The 18,432-nt window shown below is 44.2% G+C and carries 6 protein-coding genes, 2 tRNA genes, 6 rRNA genes and 1 pseudogene; 4 read left to right on the top strand and 11 right to left on the bottom strand.

The window, feature by feature from the left end:
- Nucleotides 1-60: 60 nt before the first annotated feature.
- From rrf (IPM71_10340) to IPM71_10290, 11 genes and pseudogenes are all read right to left on the bottom strand, one after another.
- Nucleotides 61-169, bottom strand: a 5S ribosomal RNA gene (rrf, locus tag IPM71_10340).
- A gap of 138 nt (nt 170-307) precedes the next feature.
- Nucleotides 308-3,135: ribosomal RNA gene (locus IPM71_10335) — 23S ribosomal RNA — on the bottom strand.
- 194 nt (nt 3,136-3,329) lie between these two features.
- Nucleotides 3,330-4,853: ribosomal RNA gene (locus IPM71_10330) — 16S ribosomal RNA — on the bottom strand.
- The 16S, 23S and 5S rRNA genes sit together here, the layout of an rRNA operon.
- Nucleotides 4,854-5,667: 814 nt before the next feature.
- Complete coding sequence (locus IPM71_10325; GenBank protein QQS49998.1) at nt 5,668-6,231, bottom strand: transposase; 564 nt, start codon at nt 6,229-6,231, stop codon at nt 5,668-5,670.
- Between the two features lie 119 nt (nt 6,232-6,350).
- A complete protein-coding gene (locus IPM71_10320; protein ID QQS52817.1) occupies nt 6,351-6,965 on the bottom strand; it encodes a transposase in 615 nt (204 codons plus the stop codon).
- 191 nt (nt 6,966-7,156) lie between these two features.
- A pseudogene (locus IPM71_10315) lies at nt 7,157-8,324 on the bottom strand (IS4 family transposase).
- Nucleotides 8,325-8,668: 344 nt separating this feature from the next.
- Nucleotides 8,669-8,777: ribosomal RNA gene (rrf, locus tag IPM71_10310) — 5S ribosomal RNA — on the bottom strand.
- A gap of 138 nt (nt 8,778-8,915) precedes the next feature.
- Nucleotides 8,916-11,741, bottom strand: a 23S ribosomal RNA gene (locus tag IPM71_10305).
- Nucleotides 11,742-11,933: 192 nt separating this feature from the next.
- Nucleotides 11,934-12,007 (bottom strand) — tRNA-Ala (locus IPM71_10300).
- A 74-nt stretch (nt 12,008-12,081) separates the two neighbouring features.
- Nucleotides 12,082-12,158 (bottom strand) — tRNA-Ile (locus IPM71_10295).
- A gap of 106 nt (nt 12,159-12,264) precedes the next feature.
- Nucleotides 12,265-13,790: ribosomal RNA gene (locus tag IPM71_10290) — 16S ribosomal RNA — on the bottom strand.
- Nucleotides 13,791-14,373: 583 nt separating this feature from the next.
- Here IPM71_10290 and IPM71_10285 point away from each other — a divergent pair.
- From IPM71_10285 to IPM71_10270, 4 genes are all read left to right on the top strand, one after another.
- Nucleotides 14,374-15,126: a polyprenol monophosphomannose synthase gene (locus IPM71_10285; GenBank protein QQS49997.1), complete on the top strand. Its 753-nt coding sequence runs from the start codon at nt 14,374-14,376 to the stop codon at nt 15,124-15,126.
- Entirely contained in the window at nt 15,107-16,441 is a 1,335-nt protein-coding gene (locus IPM71_10280) for a dihydroorotase (protein QQS49996.1), read from the top strand. Before IPM71_10285 ends, IPM71_10280 begins: the two co-directional genes overlap by 20 nt.
- A 9-nt stretch (nt 16,442-16,450) precedes the next feature.
- Complete coding sequence (locus IPM71_10275; GenBank protein QQS49995.1) at nt 16,451-16,951, top strand: hypothetical protein; 501 nt, start codon at nt 16,451-16,453, stop codon at nt 16,949-16,951.
- 70 nt (nt 16,952-17,021) lie between these two features.
- The gene (locus tag IPM71_10270) at nt 17,022-18,413 is read left to right on the top strand and encodes an aspartate kinase (GenBank protein ID QQS49994.1); all 1,392 of its coding nucleotides are present in this window, start codon (nt 17,022-17,024) and stop codon (nt 18,411-18,413) included.
- Nucleotides 18,414-18,432: the final 19 nt, after the last annotated feature.

Here is an 18,432-nt window from a genome sequence, read left to right as displayed (position 1 = left end):
ACAAAGGGATTTGGAAAATAAAAAATCCCGATATCTTAAGAAAGAATATCGGGATTAAAAGAAAGGCAGCGACCTACTCTCCCGTTTTCACAGTACCATTGGCGCTAGTGGGCTTAACTTCTCTGTTCGGGATGGGAAGAGGTGGGACCCCACTGCTATAGCCACCTAAAGTCTTGATCCTTGAAGTGCTGCTCTCTTTAGAGCTTGCTTTTCAGGATTTTGTCACTCCTTTTGGGTGAACAACAATATTTTTAACGTATTGGTGGAAGTAAAGGTTATTTTCAATAGTGCGCTTGTATGAACTGTATAATGAAAGCTCACGGGTAATTAGTACTGCTCGGCTTTGACGTTACCGCCTTTACACCTACAGCCTATCAACGTCGTAGTCTCCAACGACCCTTAAGGGAGATCTCATCTTGAGGGGAGCTTCGCGCTTAGATGCTTTCAGCGCTTATCTCTGCCAGACATAGCTACCCTGCTCTGCAGCTGGCGCCACAACAGGTGCACTAGAGGTCTGTCCAACACGGTCCTCTCGTACTAGTGTCAGGTCCTCTCAAATCTCCAACGCCCACAACAGATAGGGACCGAACTGTCTCACGACGTTCTGAACCCAGCTCGCGTGCCACTTTAATGGGCGAACAGCCCAACCCTTGGGACCTTCTCCAGCCCCAGGATGTGACGAGCCGACATCGAGGTGCCAAACCGCTCCGTCGATATGAGCTCTTGGGAGCGATCAGCCTGTTATCCCCGGAGTACCTTTTATCCTTTGAGCGATGGCCCTTCCATACGGAACCACCGGATCACTTTGCCCTAGTTTCCTACCTGATCGACTTGTCGGTCTCACAGTCAAGCACCCTTGTGCCAATGCACTCTTCTGACGGTTACCATTCGTCATGAGGGTACCTTTGGAAGCCTCCGTTACGCTTTTGGAGGCGACCACCCCAGTCAAACTACCCACCAAACAATGTCCCACGCCGTTGGCGTGGTTAGACTCCAGATAGGTAAAGGGACGTATTTCAAGGGTGACTCCACAACCCCTAGCGAGGCCGCTTCATAGTCTCCGTCCTATCCTACACATCACATACCCAAAATCAATGTTAAGCTATAGTAAAGGTTCACGGGGTCTTTCCGTCCCGTTGCGGGTACCCGGCATCTTCACCGGAACTACAATTTCACCGAGCTCATGGCCGAGACAGTGCCCAGATCGTTACACCATTCGTGCAGGTCGGAACTTACCCGACAAGGAATTTCGCTACCTTAGGACCGTTATAGTTACGGCCGCCGTTTACCGGGGCTTCAATTCAATGCTTCTCACACCGAAGCGTGATGACATCCCCTCTTAACCTTCCGGCACCGGGCAGGTGTCAGACCCTATACTTCTTCTTTCGAATTTGCAGAGTCCTGTGTTTTTGTTAAACAGTCGCCTGGGCCTTTTAACTGCGTCCCGATTTGCATCGGGAGACCTTTCTCCCTAAGTTACAGGTCGATTTTGCCTAGTTCCTTAGCCATGATTCACTCGAGCGCCTGAGGATGCTCTCCTCGACTACCTGTGTCGGTTTACGGTACGAGTTGCATAACTTCGCTTTTCTTGGAAGCAAACTCACTGCTTCGCTTCGCCCGAAGGCTAGGCTCAAGGTGCTATTCCGTCAGCACCTAGCAGCTACATCACTCCGTCACTTTTTAGTGTTATGCAAGCGCAGGAATATTAACCTGCTGTCCATTAGTTTCCCCATTCGGGTACACCTTAGGCCCCGGCTAACCCTGATCCGATTAACGTTGATCAGGAAACCTTAGTCTTACGGCGAACAGGTTTCTCACCTGTTTTATCGTTACTTATGCCTACATTTGCTTTTCCAGCTCCTCCACAATACCTCACGATACTGCTTCTGCGGCACTGGAATGCTCCCCTACCAGTCCATATTTCTATGAAATCCATAGCTTCGGTAGTATGCTTGATGCCCGATTATTATCCACGCCCAACCGCTCGACTAGTGAGCTGTTACGCACTCTTTAAATGAATGGCTGCTTCCAAGCCAACATCCTAGCTGTCTCTGCAGTCGGACCACGTTTCTTCAACTTAGCATACATTTGGGGACCTTAGCTGATGGTCTGGGTTCTTTCCCTTTCGGCCACGGACCTTAGCACCCGTAGCCTCACTCCCGTGAATCATGTCATAGCATTCGGAGTTTGTCAAGGGTTGATAGGCGGTGAAGCCCTCTAGCCTTATCAGTAGCTCTACCTCTATGACACTAACACGAGGCTGCACCTAAATGCATTTCGGGGAGTACGAGCTATTTCCCAGTTTGATTGGCCTTTCACCCCTACCCACAGCTCATCCAAAAACTTTTCAACGTTTACTGGTTCGGTCCTCCATTCAGTGTTACCTGAACTTCAACCTGGCCATGGGTAGATCACAAGGTTTCGCGTCTGCCCCCACTAACTCTAGCGCCCTATTCAGACTCGCTTTCGCTTCGGCTCCGGTTCTTAAAACCTTAACCTCGCTAGTGAGGAGCAACTCGTAGGCTCATTATGCAAAAGGCACGCTGTCATCACGCCATTGGCGTGACTCCAACCGTTTGTAAGCGCACGGTTTCAGGAACTATTTCACTCCCCTGTTCGGGGTGCTTTTCACCTTTCCCTCACGGTACTGGTTCACTATCGGTCTCTCAGGAGTATTTAGCCTTACGAGATGGTCCTCGCAGTTTCAGACAGGATTTCACGTGTCCCGCCTTACTCAGGATACTACTAATCATATATATAAATACGTGTACAGGACTCTCACCCCCTTTGGTGTAACTTTCCAGTTAGCTTCCACTTCTTATATATACAATATGTCGTAGTCCTACAACCCCACATTAGCCTAAACTAACATGGTTTGGGCTGTTCCCCTTTCGCTCGCCACTACTCAGGGAATCACTCTTGTTTTCTTCTCCTCCGCCTACTTAGATGTTTCAGTTCAGCGGGTTCGCCCTCCGATTACTCGGAGTTTCCGGCCTTCAGCCGGAAGGGTTGCCCCATTCGGAAATCTACGGATTAACGGTTATTTGCACCTCACCGTAGCTTATCGCAGCTTATCACGTCCTTCTTCGCCTCTGAGAGCCTAGGCATCCACCGTACGCCCTTATTCACTTTCTTATTATACGCGCTCGCGCGTCTACTTTCAATAACTTCTACTTCTCCAATACGTCAAAGAACTTTTCGACAGAAGGGACCTTTCGGTTCAAACTGTCTGGCTGTTTATCACAGCAATATTATAAATATGAAGAGAAAGAAAGGTAAGGAGAGGTACTTCTCCGTTAGTTCGGAAAATAATTAACCAATTTCTCCAGAAAGGAGGTGTTCCAGCCACACCTTCCGGTACGGCTACCTTGTTACGACTTAGCCCCAGTTACTAGTTTTACCTTAGGCCGCTCCTTGCGGTTACAGACTTCAGGTACCCCCAGCTTCCATGGCTTGACGGGCGGTGTGTACAAGGCCCGGGAACGTATTCACCGCGCCATGGCTGATGCGCGATTACTAGCGATTCCAGCTTCATGGAGTCGAGTTGCAGACTCCAATCCGAACTGTGACCGGCTTTAGAGATTAGCATCCTGTCACCAGGTAGCTGCCCTTTGTACCGACCATTGTAACACGTGTGTAGCCCTGGACATAAGGGCCGTGCTGATTTGACGTCATCCCCACCTTCCTCACGGTTTACACCGGCAGTTTCGTTAGAGTCCCCGGCTTGACCCGCTGGCAACTAACGATAAGGGTTGCGCTCGTTATGGGACTTAACCCGACACCTCACGGCACGAGCTGACGACAACCATGCAGCACCTTGCAGTCCGCTCCGAAGAGAATTCCGGTTTCCCGAAACGTCGTCCTGCATTTAAGCCCAGGTAAGGTTCCTCGCGTATCATCGAATTAAACCACATGTTCCACCGCTTGTGCGGGCCCCCGTCAATTCCTTTGAGTTTCACTCTTGCGAGCGTACTCCCCAGGTGGATCACTTAACACTTTCGCTTGGTCGCTGACGGTGTATCGCCAACAACGAGTGATCATCGTTTACGGCGTGGACTACCAGGGTATCTAATCCTGTTCGATCCCCACGCTTTCGTGCCTCAGCGTCAGTTATAGCTTAGTAAGCTGCCTACGCAATCGGTGTTCTGTGTAATATCTAAGCATTTCACCGCTACATTACACATTCCGCCTACCTCAACTATACTCAAGAAACGCAGTATCAATGGCAGTTTTACAGTTAAGCTGCAAGATTTCACCACTGACTTACATTCCCGCCTACGCACCCTTTAAACCCAATAAATCCGGATAACGCTTGCATCCTCCGTATTACCGCGGCTGCTGGCACGGAGTTAGCCGATGCTTATTCTTACGGTACATTCAAATAAGTACACGTACCTATGTTTATTCCCGTACAAAAGCAGTTTACAACTCATAGAGCCGTCTTCCTGCACGCGGCATGGCTGGTTCAGACTTGCGTCCATTGACCAATATTCCTCACTGCTGCCTCCCGTAGGAGTCTGGTCCGTGTCTCAGTACCAGTGTGGGGGATTACCCTCTCAGGCCCCCTAGACATCGTGGGCTTGGTGAGCCATTACCTCACCAACTACCTAATGTCACGCATGCCCATCCTTAACCGCCGGAGCTTTAATAATAATTCCATGCAGAATCACTATGTTATGGGACATTAATCCGAATTTCTCCGGGCTATTCCCCAGTTAAGGGCAGGTTGCATACGCGTTACTCACCCGTGCGCCGGTCGCCACCAAGTATTACTACCCGTGCTGCCCCTCGACTTGCATGTGTTAGGCCTGCCGCTAGCGTTCATCCTGAGCCAGGATCAAACTCTTCATTGTAATTAAAACTTTATATGTCTTGATCTACTGGCTTATTACCAGGGAATTCTCCCCGAGTACCTTTTTCCTTTACCTTTCCTCTTCACATTATTCTCAAAGAACTTCTTCTTGTATTCTTCTTGCTTCTTTCATCTCCCTCCGTTCTGACCAGAGCCTCAACTCAAAAGCGGGTGCAAATGTATATCGAATTTTTTATAAATCCAAATATTTTTTTGATCTTCCTCAAATATTTTTTCTCAGAAAAAATATTTGATAAATTTCTTATTTGGTTACGACATTTTCAACACCTAAAGAACCTTGCTTTCGTTTAAAGCGGGCTGCAAATGTAGATGCTTTTTTTGTATTTGCAATAGCCCGTTTAATATATTTTTAGTTTTAATTTAATTAATTCTTAACTGGCTCATCCTCTGCATTTCACCTATTCAGAAATTCACTTAAAAATGATATGTTTACTATTTAAGACTAATGACTTTTATTACAAGTGAGCTAAACATTGTTTAAAAAACAGCAACCAATTTAATAACCCCTATTGTTGATTTGCTTTTTTCTGCAGAAAAAGGAATTCAAGTTAAGTAAAATAGTTGAATCGGAAAAGTTAAATCTGCATCACAAACAAACCTTTAATTGTTTTAATCTGGTAGTTGATTTAGAGAATCGACTAGCAATGATAGAAATGGGTAGGGTAATAAAATGAAACTCCCTGCAGGAAGCTGACGGGGTATCTGCAAAGGATTATATTTTATTCGCCTCAAGAGGCGGGGTATCTACCCGCGAATCCGCTTTCAGTCCCGATGTAAATCCATAGCCATTAACTTTAGAGGACAAAAATCCGATTAAGTATCTGACAATGTGTGTCTTTATTCATCCTTTTTTCAACAACAAGGTCTGGAACAATTGGTATAATAGCTGTTTTAAACCAATTTACAAAGGAGTATCTTTCACTAATAATATATCGCAAAGTTTGTGAGAACTTTTTAGCAAGTTTACAAAACTTAACCAAGCTACATCCCTTATCTGGAGTGTCTGCTTTTATTGCATTATTAGCCATTTGAAAAATTTTTGAGTTCAATAATATCCATATGAGTTTTGAAAATAGTTGGCACTCCATTCTCTCCCTCTTCATTGATTTTATTTTATGGATATTCAGGTTTGATTTCCAGGTTTTGAACACTAATTCAATTTGCCACCTTAATGTATATGCTTCAAAAATTTCCTTTGCTGTTAGTACCTCTTTTGGCACATTGGTAATAAAAATATTATGGTAGGCTTTTATTTTGTATTCCTTAGACAACTGGTATCCATTCGATCTTTTCCCTCCCTGCTTTGCTTTATGTATCCTTTCTCTTGCTACACTTTCGGGAACTGGGATTATAACCATTCTTGATTTTAGCTTATCTTCTTTTCCTAGAATAACTTCAAGTTCCAGATGATTGAGGCCTTTTCCTCCAATACTTTTATCAAGTGACTTCCAGTCAATTGATTCATAACTATCTACATTTAATTGATAAACCCGATCTTTGGTAAGCGGTTGATATAATATGCAATATTTTTTTCAACGGCTTTTAAATATGTTGGTGTTATATATCCCAGGTCTCTGATATTCAGGCTACCCTGCTTTATGTCGTTGACGGTTTCATTTGAATCGGTTTGGTCATTTCTGGTTGCTTTTGTCAGCTCTAAACTGGTCCAATTTCCAGAGAATAAATCAAACTCGTATTGAAAATTCATCAGGGATGAAATTTTGTTGTAACTACCATAAAATGGATAACTAGCATGATACGATACTGGGAGCTTGAATTTGGTGGAGTCTCTGATACATAGACTGCTAAAAAAGCCTTTCTTAAAAACCGTACTGTTTGTAAATGTTAATTGTTGTGAAAGCAGTTGTTGGAAAACATCTTTTAAAAAAGAAACAGCTTCAGGTGTAAAGCGCTTGTGGATTGCTTCTTGACTTATACGGTAGTCAGAATGTTCATATAAATCACATTTTAAATCTAAAAGACTTAACTGTTCATGGGATTCTTCATTGAATACAAGTGTTTTGATAAATGAAGAACCAGTGATTTTTCTACCTCGCTTAATAAAATTGTTTTCACGAGCTTTAGTATTCAGATTCTCTTCCGAAAAAACTTAAGCAAATTCTTGCTGAATTTGGCTACACTATCTATAAATACTAGGATTTACATCAGCTAAAAAGGCATTTTTCCACAAGAAAAACTACCTTTATAAAAAAAGGCGGCCTTTTAATGGTTGCGAAAAACCTTGCCGCCTTTTATTACAAATTCAAAATCATTAGTGGGCACTTAAAACCCACTGATTTTTAATTGTTTAACTTGAAGTTCTTTGACATATTTGTAATCGCATTTTGTAAGTATCTCTCTTACAGGCGTTTTATCGAGTAGAGAAATGCTGAATATTTGTAATATTTCGTAGATTGGACGGTCAACTTTCAGTTTGTTTCCAATTATGGCGACTAAACAGTAAGCAATGATCCCACAATATATTTGGATCTTAACAGCATTCATTGAATTTCCCCAAAAGGATTTAATCTTTAAGTGTTGTTTCATCCATTTGAAAAATAGTTCAACTTCCCAGCGTTTCTTATACAACATGGCGATCTCTTTGGCTTCTAACTCGGTATTATTGGTTAAGAAAACAAGTTCATTTTTACTTTCCTGATCATAATACTTTATTCTGCGAAGTTTATCGGGATATTCCTTTTTCGAATAGTGTGTTTCTAGCTTTCCAACCTGATCATATTGTACTCCTTTTGTTTTGTCAACAACTCTGGAATATAGTCGCCTAAAACGCATATTTTCTTTGGCTCTTGTTACAAAATATGCGCCTTGAGAATGCAATCTATGCAAACGACGGAAGTCAATATATGCTTTATCAACCACATAAAAACTTCCAGCTTCAAATTGGATGAGATCAAGTATATTGACATCATGGACACTTGCTTTGGTGATATGTAAAAAGCTTGGGATGGATGTCTTCACATCATATAAGGTGTGAAGTTTTATGCCTCCCTTTGCCTTTCGGAACTCAGCCCACCAAAAAACACTCAAACATAGATCAATAGTTGTGGAATCTAATGCATAAACGTTACCGTCTACCTTGACTTCGAAATCGGTTTTGTAGCAACTCCTTCTGGCCTGCTCAATTAAAACGTAAGCAAACTCTTCAAATATTCTATAACTGCGTTTTGCATTTGAAGTGCCTAGATTTCGTCGGGATACTGAAGGCCCAAATCCAAGGTGATAATATTTGGGTTGATGTGCTTCCAAACTAAGCATTAGATCACGCATACTGTCTCTTGAAGTTAGCTGTCCAAAGACCATGCAAAGCATCTGATTCCAACAAGTGAATGTTCTAACATACTTATTCCCTTCATGATTTTGAACAATCCGATCAAAACCCTGCGGGGTAAAAAATCTGTAAGTTGTGCGAAGATAATTTACCTTGATTCATAGAATTTGCTTGTTTTGAAGCAAATATCTAACTATTCAATTCAAATCGTCACGCTATCAAAAAACGCTACAACTGCGATGTACAAAGAATTTCAAAGAACGTAACTTAATTTATAATGCCCACTAGTGATTCAAAATATATACAAATATGAGGAAAAAACACATAATTTCCTCGGAAGAGGAATAGTGATGTATATAGCTAAATATCTATTAAATAAGTCTTAAGTTAATGGCTATGGATGTAAATCGGGATTCGACTATAAAATTTCATTTCGTGAACTCATGAAATTTAAGTCTTACGAATAAAAAATCCCGATATCTTAAGAAAGAATATCGGGATTAAAAGAAAGGCAGCGACCTACTCTCCCGTTTTCACAGTACCATTGGCGCTAGTGGGCTTAACTTCTCTGTTCGGGATGGGAAGAGGTGGGACCCCACTGCTATAGCCACCTAAAGTCTTGATCCTTGAAGTGCTGCTCTCTTTAGAGCTTGCTTTTCAGGATTTTGTCACTCCTTTTGGGTGAACAACAATATTTTTAACGTATTGGTGGAAGTAAAGGTTATTTTCAATAGTGCGCTTGTATGAACTGTATAATGAAAGCTCACGGGTAATTAGTACTGCTCGGCTTTGACGTTACCGCCTTTACACCTACAGCCTATCAACGTCGTAGTCTCCAACGACCCTTAAGGGAGATCTCATCTTGAGGGGAGCTTCGCGCTTAGATGCTTTCAGCGCTTATCTCTGCCAGACATAGCTACCCTGCTCTGCAGCTGGCGCCACAACAGGTGCACTAGAGGTCTGTCCAACACGGTCCTCTCGTACTAGTGTCAGGTCCTCTCAAATCTCCAACGCCCACAACAGATAGGGACCGAACTGTCTCACGACGTTCTGAACCCAGCTCGCGTGCCACTTTAATGGGCGAACAGCCCAACCCTTGGGACCTTCTCCAGCCCCAGGATGTGACGAGCCGACATCGAGGTGCCAAACCGCTCCGTCGATATGAGCTCTTGGGAGCGATCAGCCTGTTATCCCCGGAGTACCTTTTATCCTTTGAGCGATGGCCCTTCCATACGGAACCACCGGATCACTTTGCCCTAGTTTCCTACCTGATCGACTTGTCGGTCTCACAGTCAAGCACCCTTGTGCCAATGCACTCTTCTGACGGTTACCATTCGTCATGAGGGTACCTTTGGAAGCCTCCGTTACGCTTTTGGAGGCGACCACCCCAGTCAAACTACCCACCAAACAATGTCCCACGCCGTTGGCGTGGTTAGACTCAGATAGGTAAAGGGACGTATTTCAAGGGTGACTCCACAACCCCTAGCGAGGCCGCTTCATAGTCTCCGTCCTATCCTACACATCACATACCCAAAATCAATGTTAAGCTATAGTAAAGGTTCACGGGGTCTTTCCGTCCCGTTGCGGGTACCCGGCATCTTCACCGGAACTACAATTTCACCGAGCTCATGGCCGAGACAGTGCCCAGATCGTTACACCATTCGTGCAGGTCGGAACTTACCCGACAAGGAATTTCGCTACCTTAGGACCGTTATAGTTACGGCCGCCGTTTACCGGGGCTTCAATTCAATGCTTCTCACACCGAAGCGTGATGACATCCCCTCTTAACCTTCCGGCACCGGGCAGGTGTCAGACCCTATACTTCTTCTTTCGAATTTGCAGAGTCCTGTGTTTTTGTTAAACAGTCGCCTGGGCCTTTTAACTGCGTCCCGATTTGCATCGGGAGACCTTTCTCCCTAAGTTACAGGTCGATTTTGCCTAGTTCCTTAGCCATGATTCACTCGAGCGCCTGAGGATGCTCTCCTCGACTACCTGTGTCGGTTTACGGTACGAGTTGCATAACTTCGCTTTTCTTGGAAGCAAACTCACTGCTTCGCTTCGCCCGAAGGCTAGGCTCAAGGTGCTATTCCGTCAGCACCTAGCAGCTACATCACTCCGTCACTTTTTAGTGTTATGCAAGCGCAGGAATATTAACCTGCTGTCCATTAGTTTCCCCATTCGGGTACACCTTAGGCCCCGGCTAACCCTGATCCGATTAACGTTGATCAGGAAACCTTAGTCTTACGGCGAACAGGTTTCTCACCTGTTTTATCGTTACTTATGCCTACATTTGCTTTTCCAGCTCCTCCACAATACCTCACGATACTGCTTCTGCGGCACTGGAATGCTCCCCTACCAGTACCGACTTTACGTCGGTAATCCATAGCTTCGGTAGTATGCTTGATGCCCGATTATTATCCACGCCCAACCGCTCGACTAGTGAGCTGTTACGCACTCTTTAAATGAATGGCTGCTTCCAAGCCAACATCCTAGCTGTCTCTGCAGTCGGACCACGTTTCTTCAACTTAGCATACATTTGGGGACCTTAGCTGATGGTCTGGGTTCTTTCCCTTTCGGCCACGGACCTTAGCACCCGTAGCCTCACTCCCGTGAATCATGTCATAGCATTCGGAGTTTGTCAAGGGTTGATAGGCGGTGAAGCCCTCTAGCCTTATCAGTAGCTCTACCTCTATGACACTAACACGAGGCTGCACCTAAATGCATTTCGGGGAGTACGAGCTATTTCCCAGTTTGATTGGCCTTTCACCCCTACCCACAGCTCATCCAAAAACTTTTCAACGTTTACTGGTTCGGTCCTCCATTCAGTGTTACCTGAACTTCAACCTGGCCATGGGTAGATCACAAGGTTTCGCGTCTGCCCCCACTAACTCTAGCGCCCTATTCAGACTCGCTTTCGCTTCGGCTCCGGTTCTTAAAACCTTAACCTCGCTAGTGAGGAGCAACTCGTAGGCTCATTATGCAAAAGGCACGCTGTCATCACGCCATTGGCGTGACTCCAACCGTTTGTAAGCGCACGGTTTCAGGAACTATTTCACTCCCCTGTTCGGGGTGCTTTTCACCTTTCCCTCACGGTACTGGTTCACTATCGGTCTCTCAGGAGTATTTAGCCTTACGAGATGGTCCTCGCAGTTTCAGACAGGATTTCACGTGTCCCGCCTTACTCAGGATACTACTAATCATATATATAAATACGTGTACAGGACTCTCACCCCCTTTGGTGTAACTTTCCAGTTAGCTTCCACTTCTTATATATACAATATGTCGTAGTCCTACAACCCCACATTAGCCTAAACTAACATGGTTTGGGCTGTTCCCCTTTCGCTCGCCACTACTCAGGGAATCACTCTTGTTTTCTTCTCCTCCGCCTACTTAGATGTTTCAGTTCAGCGGGTTCGCCTCCCTTGCGGGATATCACGCCTTCAGCGTGATGGGTTGCCCCATTCGGAAATCTACGGATTAACGGTTATTTGCACCTCACCGTAGCTTATCGCAGCTTATCACGTCCTTCTTCGCCTCTGAGAGCCTAGGCATCCACCGTACGCCCTTATTCACTTTCTTATTATACGCGCTCGCGCGTCTACTTTCAATAACTTCTACTTCTCCAATACGTCAAAGAACTTTTAATCATTTACAACGAATTGTATCTGATTATACCTGTTAATTGTATAACAGGCTGTGTGATACATTCAGAATCGAACTGAATTGACAACCATTGTATCCAAAAAAAGAACGTTTTTTAAACCTTAAAAGTGGAGAATAACGGATTCGAACCGTTGACCCCCTGCGTGCAAGGCAGGTGCTCTAGCCAGCTGAGCTAATCCCCCATAACCCTTCGTTTGCTTTGACAATAAATAGCCAAAATATCTGATTGGGACCCAACAATCAAATGTGATTGTTATGGTAGTCCCGCCCAGATTTGAACTGGGGACCTCTACATTATCAGTGTAGCGCTCTAACCAGCTGAGCTACGGGACTGAGATTGGAGTTATGATAACTCCAGATATTATAAATATGAAGAGAAAGAAAGGTAAGGAGAGGTACTTCTCCGTTAGTTCGGAAAATAATTAACCAATTTCTCCAGAAAGGAGGTGTTCCAGCCACACCTTCCGGTACGGCTACCTTGTTACGACTTAGCCCCAGTTACTAGTTTTACCTTAGGCCGCTCCTTGCGGTTACAGACTTCAGGTACCCCCAGCTTCCATGGCTTGACGGGCGGTGTGTACAAGGCCCGGGAACGTATTCACCGCGCCATGGCTGATGCGCGATTACTAGCGATTCCAGCTTCATGGAGTCGAGTTGCAGACTCCAATCCGAACTGAGGCCGGCTTTTCAAGATTAGCATCCTGTCACCAGGTAGCTGCCCTTTGTACCGACCATTGTAACACGTGTGTAGCCCTGGACATAAGGGCCGTGCTGATTTGACGTCATCCCCACCTTCCTCACGGTTTACACCGGCAGTTTCGTTAGAGTCCCCGGCTTGACCCGCTGGCAACTAACGATAAGGGTTGCGCTCGTTATGGGACTTAACCCGACACCTCACGGCACGAGCTGACGACAACCATGCAGCACCTTGCAGTCCGCTCCGAAGAGAATTCCGGTTTCCCGAAACGTCGTCCTGCATTTAAGCCCAGGTAAGGTTCCTCGCGTATCATCGAATTAAACCACATGTTCCACCGCTTGTGCGGGCCCCCGTCAATTCCTTTGAGTTTCACTCTTGCGAGCGTACTCCCCAGGTGGATCACTTAACACTTTCGCTTGGTCGCTGACGGTGTATCGCCAACAACGAGTGATCATCGTTTACGGCGTGGACTACCAGGGTATCTAATCCTGTTCGATCCCCACGCTTTCGTGCCTCAGCGTCAGTTATAGCTTAGTAAGCTGCCTACGCAATCGGTGTTCTGTGTAATATCTAAGCATTTCACCGCTACATTACACATTCCGCCTACCTCAACTATACTCAAGAAACGCAGTATCAATGGCAGTTTTACAGTTAAGCTGCAAGATTTCACCACTGACTTACATTCCCGCCTACGCACCCTTTAAACCCAATAAATCCGGATAACGCTTGCATCCTCCGTATTACCGCGGCTGCTGGCACGGAGTTAGCCGATGCTTATTCTTACGGTACATTCAAATAAGTACACGTACCTATGTTTATTCCCGTACAAAAGCAGTTTACAACTCATAGAGCCGTCTTCCTGCACGCGGCATGGCTGGTTCAGACTTGCGTCCATTGACCAATATTCCTCACTGCTGCCTCCCGTAGGAGTCTGGTCCGTGTCTCAGTACCAGTGTGGGGGATTACCCTCTCAGGCCCCCCTAGACATCGTGGGCTTGGTGAGCCATTACCTCACCAACTACCTAATGTCACGCATGCCCATCCTTAACCGCCGGAGCTTTAATAATAATTCCATGCAGAATCACTATGTTATGGGACATTAATCCGAATTTCTCCGGGCTATTCCCCAGTTAAGGGCAGGTTGCATACGCGTTACTCACCCGTGCGCCGGTCGCCACCAAGTATTACTACCCGTGCTGCCCCTCGACTTGCATGTGTTAGGCCTGCCGCTAGCGTTCATCCTGAGCCAGGATCAAACTCTTCATTGTAATTAAAACTTTATATGTCTTGATCTACTGGCTTATTACCAGGGAATTCTCCCCGAGTACCTTTTTCCTTTACCTTTCCTCTTCACATTATTCTCAAAGAACTTCTTCTTGTATTCTTCTTGCTTCTTTCATCTCCCTCCGTTCTGACCAGAGCCTCAACTCAAAAGCGGGTGCAAATGTATATCGAATTTTTTTCCTTCCAAACTTTTTTACTCTTTTTTTTCAATCTTTTTTCTAACTCCTTTTTTATCAGAGCTGAATAAAAAAATATCAGGAAGAAACCCTCATTTGCTTAAAAGAACATTGCTTCAAAAGCGGCTGCAAATCTATCTCCTTTTTTTGAATTCGCAATACTCATGTTCACTTTTTTAATGCTATTTTTTTACTTGCCTGAAGGTCTGATTGATACCAAACTAACCACTACCAGAAACGATAGAAAATTAAACCCCACTTACATAAACAAGTTTTGCTCTGTTGCTCGACATTTGCAAACCTTGTTCAGAATCCTGACCATTACAATTTCATTTGGGCGTTTCGGCTTGTTCAATTATTATGGTATATTCGCATAAAAATCTAATATTCTATGAACAGGGCACTTGTAATTATTCCAACCTACAATGAAATTGAAAACATTGGCCGGATGATTGACACCGTGTTTTCCCTGCCACGTGATTTCCATCTACTCATTCTCGACGATAATTCTCCCGATGGTACGGGTGCTTTTGTGAAAGAGCAGCAAGCCCGCTTTGAAGGGAAACTTCATCTTATTGAGCGTCCTGGAAAGCTTGGTCTGGGTACGGCTTACATAACCGGCTTTAAATGGGCCATAGAAAATAAGTACGAATTCATTTTCGAAATGGACTGCGATTTTTCTCATAATCCTCAGGATTTGCTAAAGCTTTATGAAGCATGCGAAAACGGAGCTGATCTGGCAATCGGTTCGCGCTACAAATCGGGGGTTAATGTAGTGAATTGGCCTATGGGCAGGGTTCTGATGTCGTACTTTGCTTCAAGGTATGTACGCTTTATTACCGGGCTTCCGATACATGATACCACTGCCGGGTTTAAATGCTATCGTAGCATTGTGCTTAAATCGATAGAACTGGATAAAATTAAATTTAAGGGTTATGCTTTTCAGATTGAAATGAAATTTACTGCCTGGAAATTGGGATTTCATGTAGTGGAAGTTCCGATTGTATTTACCGACCGTAAGGAAGGAAAATCGAAAATGTCGGGTGGTATTTTCAATGAGGCTTTCTGGGGAGTTATTAAACTAAAGGTAGCAAGCTTCTTTAAGACCTATAAAAAAGCAAGCGATGAAACTACTTCTTATTAAGAATGCAAAGCTGGTTAACGAAGGCGAAATATATCAGGCAAACCTGATTGTTAAAAACGGTTTGATTGATTCCATTCATCGTGATACAATTCCGGAGCATACAGAAGCCGAAGTAATTGATGCCCGTGGACTTTATCTTCTGCCAGGTGTTATAGACGATCAGGTTCATTTCAGGGAACCAGGACTCACCCACAAGGGCGATCTGGCTAGCGAATCAGCAGCGGCTGCTGCAGGTGGTGTTACAAGTTTTATGGAAATGCCCAACACCAATCCCCAAACCATCACCCTCGAAGAACTGGAAAAAAAATTTGAGTTGGCCGAAAATAAATCGGTGGTTAATTTCTCTTTCTACCTAGGAGCAACCAACGATAACCTCACCCAGGTAAAGAAAGTAAATCCACTGCAGGTTTGTGGAGTGAAAGTGTTTATGGGTGCATCTACCGGCAACATGCTTGTTGACAATAAAAAAACCCTTGAGGGAATTTTTGCCGAGGCTCCCCTATTAATTGCTACTCATTGCGAGGATGAAGCTACTATAAAAGCCAATACAGAAAGGTTCAAACAAAGCTATGGCGATTCCATACCGGTAGAATACCATGCTGAAATAAGAAACGCCGAGTCATGCTACAAATCATCTTCGTTGGCAGTTGAGCTTGCTTCGCGATATGGTTCTCAGTTGCATATTTTGCATTTATCGACTCTTCAGGAAATGAGCTTGCTCGAAAGCGGACCTGTCACTGAAAAAAAAATAACCGGAGAAGTTTGTGTGCATCATTTATGGTTTAATAACAGCGACTATAAAAGACTTGGTTCACTCATTAAATGGAACCCGGCTATTAAGAGCGCTGCCGATCAGCAGGGTTTATGGGATGGACTCCTTGCCAATAAACTTGATGTAATTGCCACCGACCATGCTCCTCATACCCTGGAGGAAAAAGCAAACCCTTATACCAAATCCCCTTCTGGAGGGCCATTGGTGCAGCATTCGCTGGTTGCCATGCTCGAATGCTATCAACGCGGTAAAATTTCGCTTGAACGTGTAGTAGAAAAAATGTGCCACGCCCCTGCTGATCTTTATCGTATAAAAGGCAGGGGATATTTGCGCCCTGGTTATAAAGCCGACCTGGTATTGGTCGATCTGAACCGAAAGTGGAAAGTTTCTAAAGAAAATATCTTGTATAAATGTGGCTGGTCACCTTTCGATGGGGTTGATTTCAATTCGAAAGTAATTTGCACACTTGTCAATGGCAAAATTGTATACCAGGATGATAAAATAGTGCAGAGAGCAGGTGAACGATTGGAGTTTAACCGATAAACCTACCTGATGAAAGTACAATTCTTTATATTGTCGGCTTTCGCAGCCATATTGATCACAGGATGCAGGCCAAGCGAATCAACTGAAAAAATTGTCTATAATACAACCCCAAGGGAAAACCTGCCTGTAATTGCCGACACCATAATTTACGATGTGATCATTAAAAACCTGAATAAAGAGGATCTTTGGACAGAAGAATGTCTGCAGCAATTAAAAAGGAACACCTTCCTGGATAGCCTCTTCACAGCCATTTACAACGAACAGATTCTAGTTTTCGATTTCTTTACAAAAGAAAAACTCACCCCGCGCGATATTAAGAAAATGGAAACCGCAGAAGGATATTCGCGTGATGCCATTGGCAAAATTCAATTTACAGAAGTATGGTATTTCGATTCGGGTAAGGCTTTGCTTGAGAAAAAGGTAGTTGCCATGGTTTTAGGACTCGAGCAATTTACAAGTACGGGTGAGTTAAAGGGTTATAAACCACTGTTTAGGGTAAATTTGAATTAATTTACCGGCATTTTGTATTTCTATACAGAAATAAATTCTCTATTTTTGCCCCCCGATAAAAATCCTTCGCATGCTAACAGTAGAAAAAATTGGCGGCACTTCCATGACCCGCTTTCAGGATGTAATGCAAAATGTGATCATTGGTAACCGAAAAGGATCGGAACTCTACAACCGCGTGTTTGTAGTTTCGGCCTATGGTGGTGTAACCAATTGGCTACTTGAACATAAAAAAACAGGTGAACCTGGAGTATATGAAAAATTTGCAAACGGCAACGACTACAATAGCTCCCTCACAGAAGTGCTTAACAAATTGCTGGAACTGAACAAATCTTTTGTCCCCATAGGTCTTGATTTAGGCAAAGCCGAATATTTTATTTCGCGACGGGTAGTGCAGGCCAAAAACTACCTCAATAGTCTTGCCGATGTACTCGCAACCGGTTATGTTTCGCGCACAAATATCTTTCTTGCTGCGCGAGAGATTCTGGCCTCTATCGGCGAAGCCCATTCAGCATTCAATTCGGCAAGCATTCTGGAAAACAACGGAATAAACGCCACATTTATCGATTTGAGCGGCTTTAACGACCCGGAGTACCTCACCATCGACCAGCGGATAAACAAATCTCTGCGCGGCATTGATTTTAAAAATACCATTGCAATTGCCACCGGTTATACAAAAGGAACTGAAGGTATCATGCGGGAATTTGACAGAGGCTATTCAGAAGTTACCTTTAGTAAAATTGCAGTAGACCTTAAAGCCGATGAAGCTGTGATACATAAAGAGTTTCACCTTTCCTCGGCCGATCCAAATATTGTAGGTATAGAAAACTCCATACCGGTGGGGCAAACAAATTACAATGTAGCCGACCAGCTTGCCGATGTAGGCATGGAAGCTATTCACCCAAAAGCCTCAAAGCCACTGGAAATGGCCAATATTAATATTCGTATTAAAAATACTTTCGAACCAGAACACCCTGGTACACTTATTTCGAAGAACTTTGTCGATACCAGGGCCAATGTGGAAATTATATCCGGAACCGACAAGGTAATTGCCATTGAAATCCACGATCCATCGATGGTAGGTGAGGTTGGCTTCGACCTTAAGATTATGGAGATGCTGAAAAAATACCGAATCAGCTATATTTTAAAAGCCACCAATGCAAACAGCATCACACAATTGCTTTGGGAAAAAGATTTACTACCTGAGCTAGTGAAAGAGTTACAGGAATCATTTTTTGAAGTAACCATTAAGCCAGTTGCCATCGTTTGCGCACTCGGGACCAATATTGCCCATCCTGGAATTTTAGCAAAAGCCACGGCTGCACTGGCAGAAAACAAAATTAACATCGAAGCTTTTTCACAATCGCTCAAACAGGTAAACATGCAATTTGTAATCAACCGACAGGATTATAAAAGAGCCATTGTGGCCCTAAATAATTCGCTCTGTGTCAATTTCAGAGCTTAAGGTGAGAATTCAATTGGCA

This window comes from Bacteroidota bacterium, from assembly GCA_016699695.1.
GTDB lineage: Bacteria > Bacteroidota > Bacteroidia > Bacteroidales > UBA10428 > UBA10428.
Note: the sequence above shows the minus strand (reverse complement) of the source record. Positions and strands in the feature narration are given on the sequence as shown.

What these genes read in the sequence shown, in the direction of transcription:
- IPM71_10325 (QQS49998.1), bottom strand. Translation starts at nt 6,231, where the DNA reads ATGGTTATAATCCCAGTTCCCGAAAGTGTAGCAAGAGAAAGGATACAT.
- IPM71_10285 (QQS49997.1), top strand. Translation starts at nt 14,374, where the DNA reads ATGAACAGGGCACTTGTAATTATTCCAACCTACAATGAAATTGAAAAC.
- IPM71_10280 (QQS49996.1), top strand. Translation starts at nt 15,107, where the DNA reads ATGAAACTACTTCTTATTAAGAATGCAAAGCTGGTTAACGAAGGCGAA.
- IPM71_10275 (QQS49995.1), top strand. Translation starts at nt 16,451, where the DNA reads ATGAAAGTACAATTCTTTATATTGTCGGCTTTCGCAGCCATATTGATC.
- IPM71_10270 (QQS49994.1), top strand. Translation starts at nt 17,022, where the DNA reads ATGCTAACAGTAGAAAAAATTGGCGGCACTTCCATGACCCGCTTTCAG.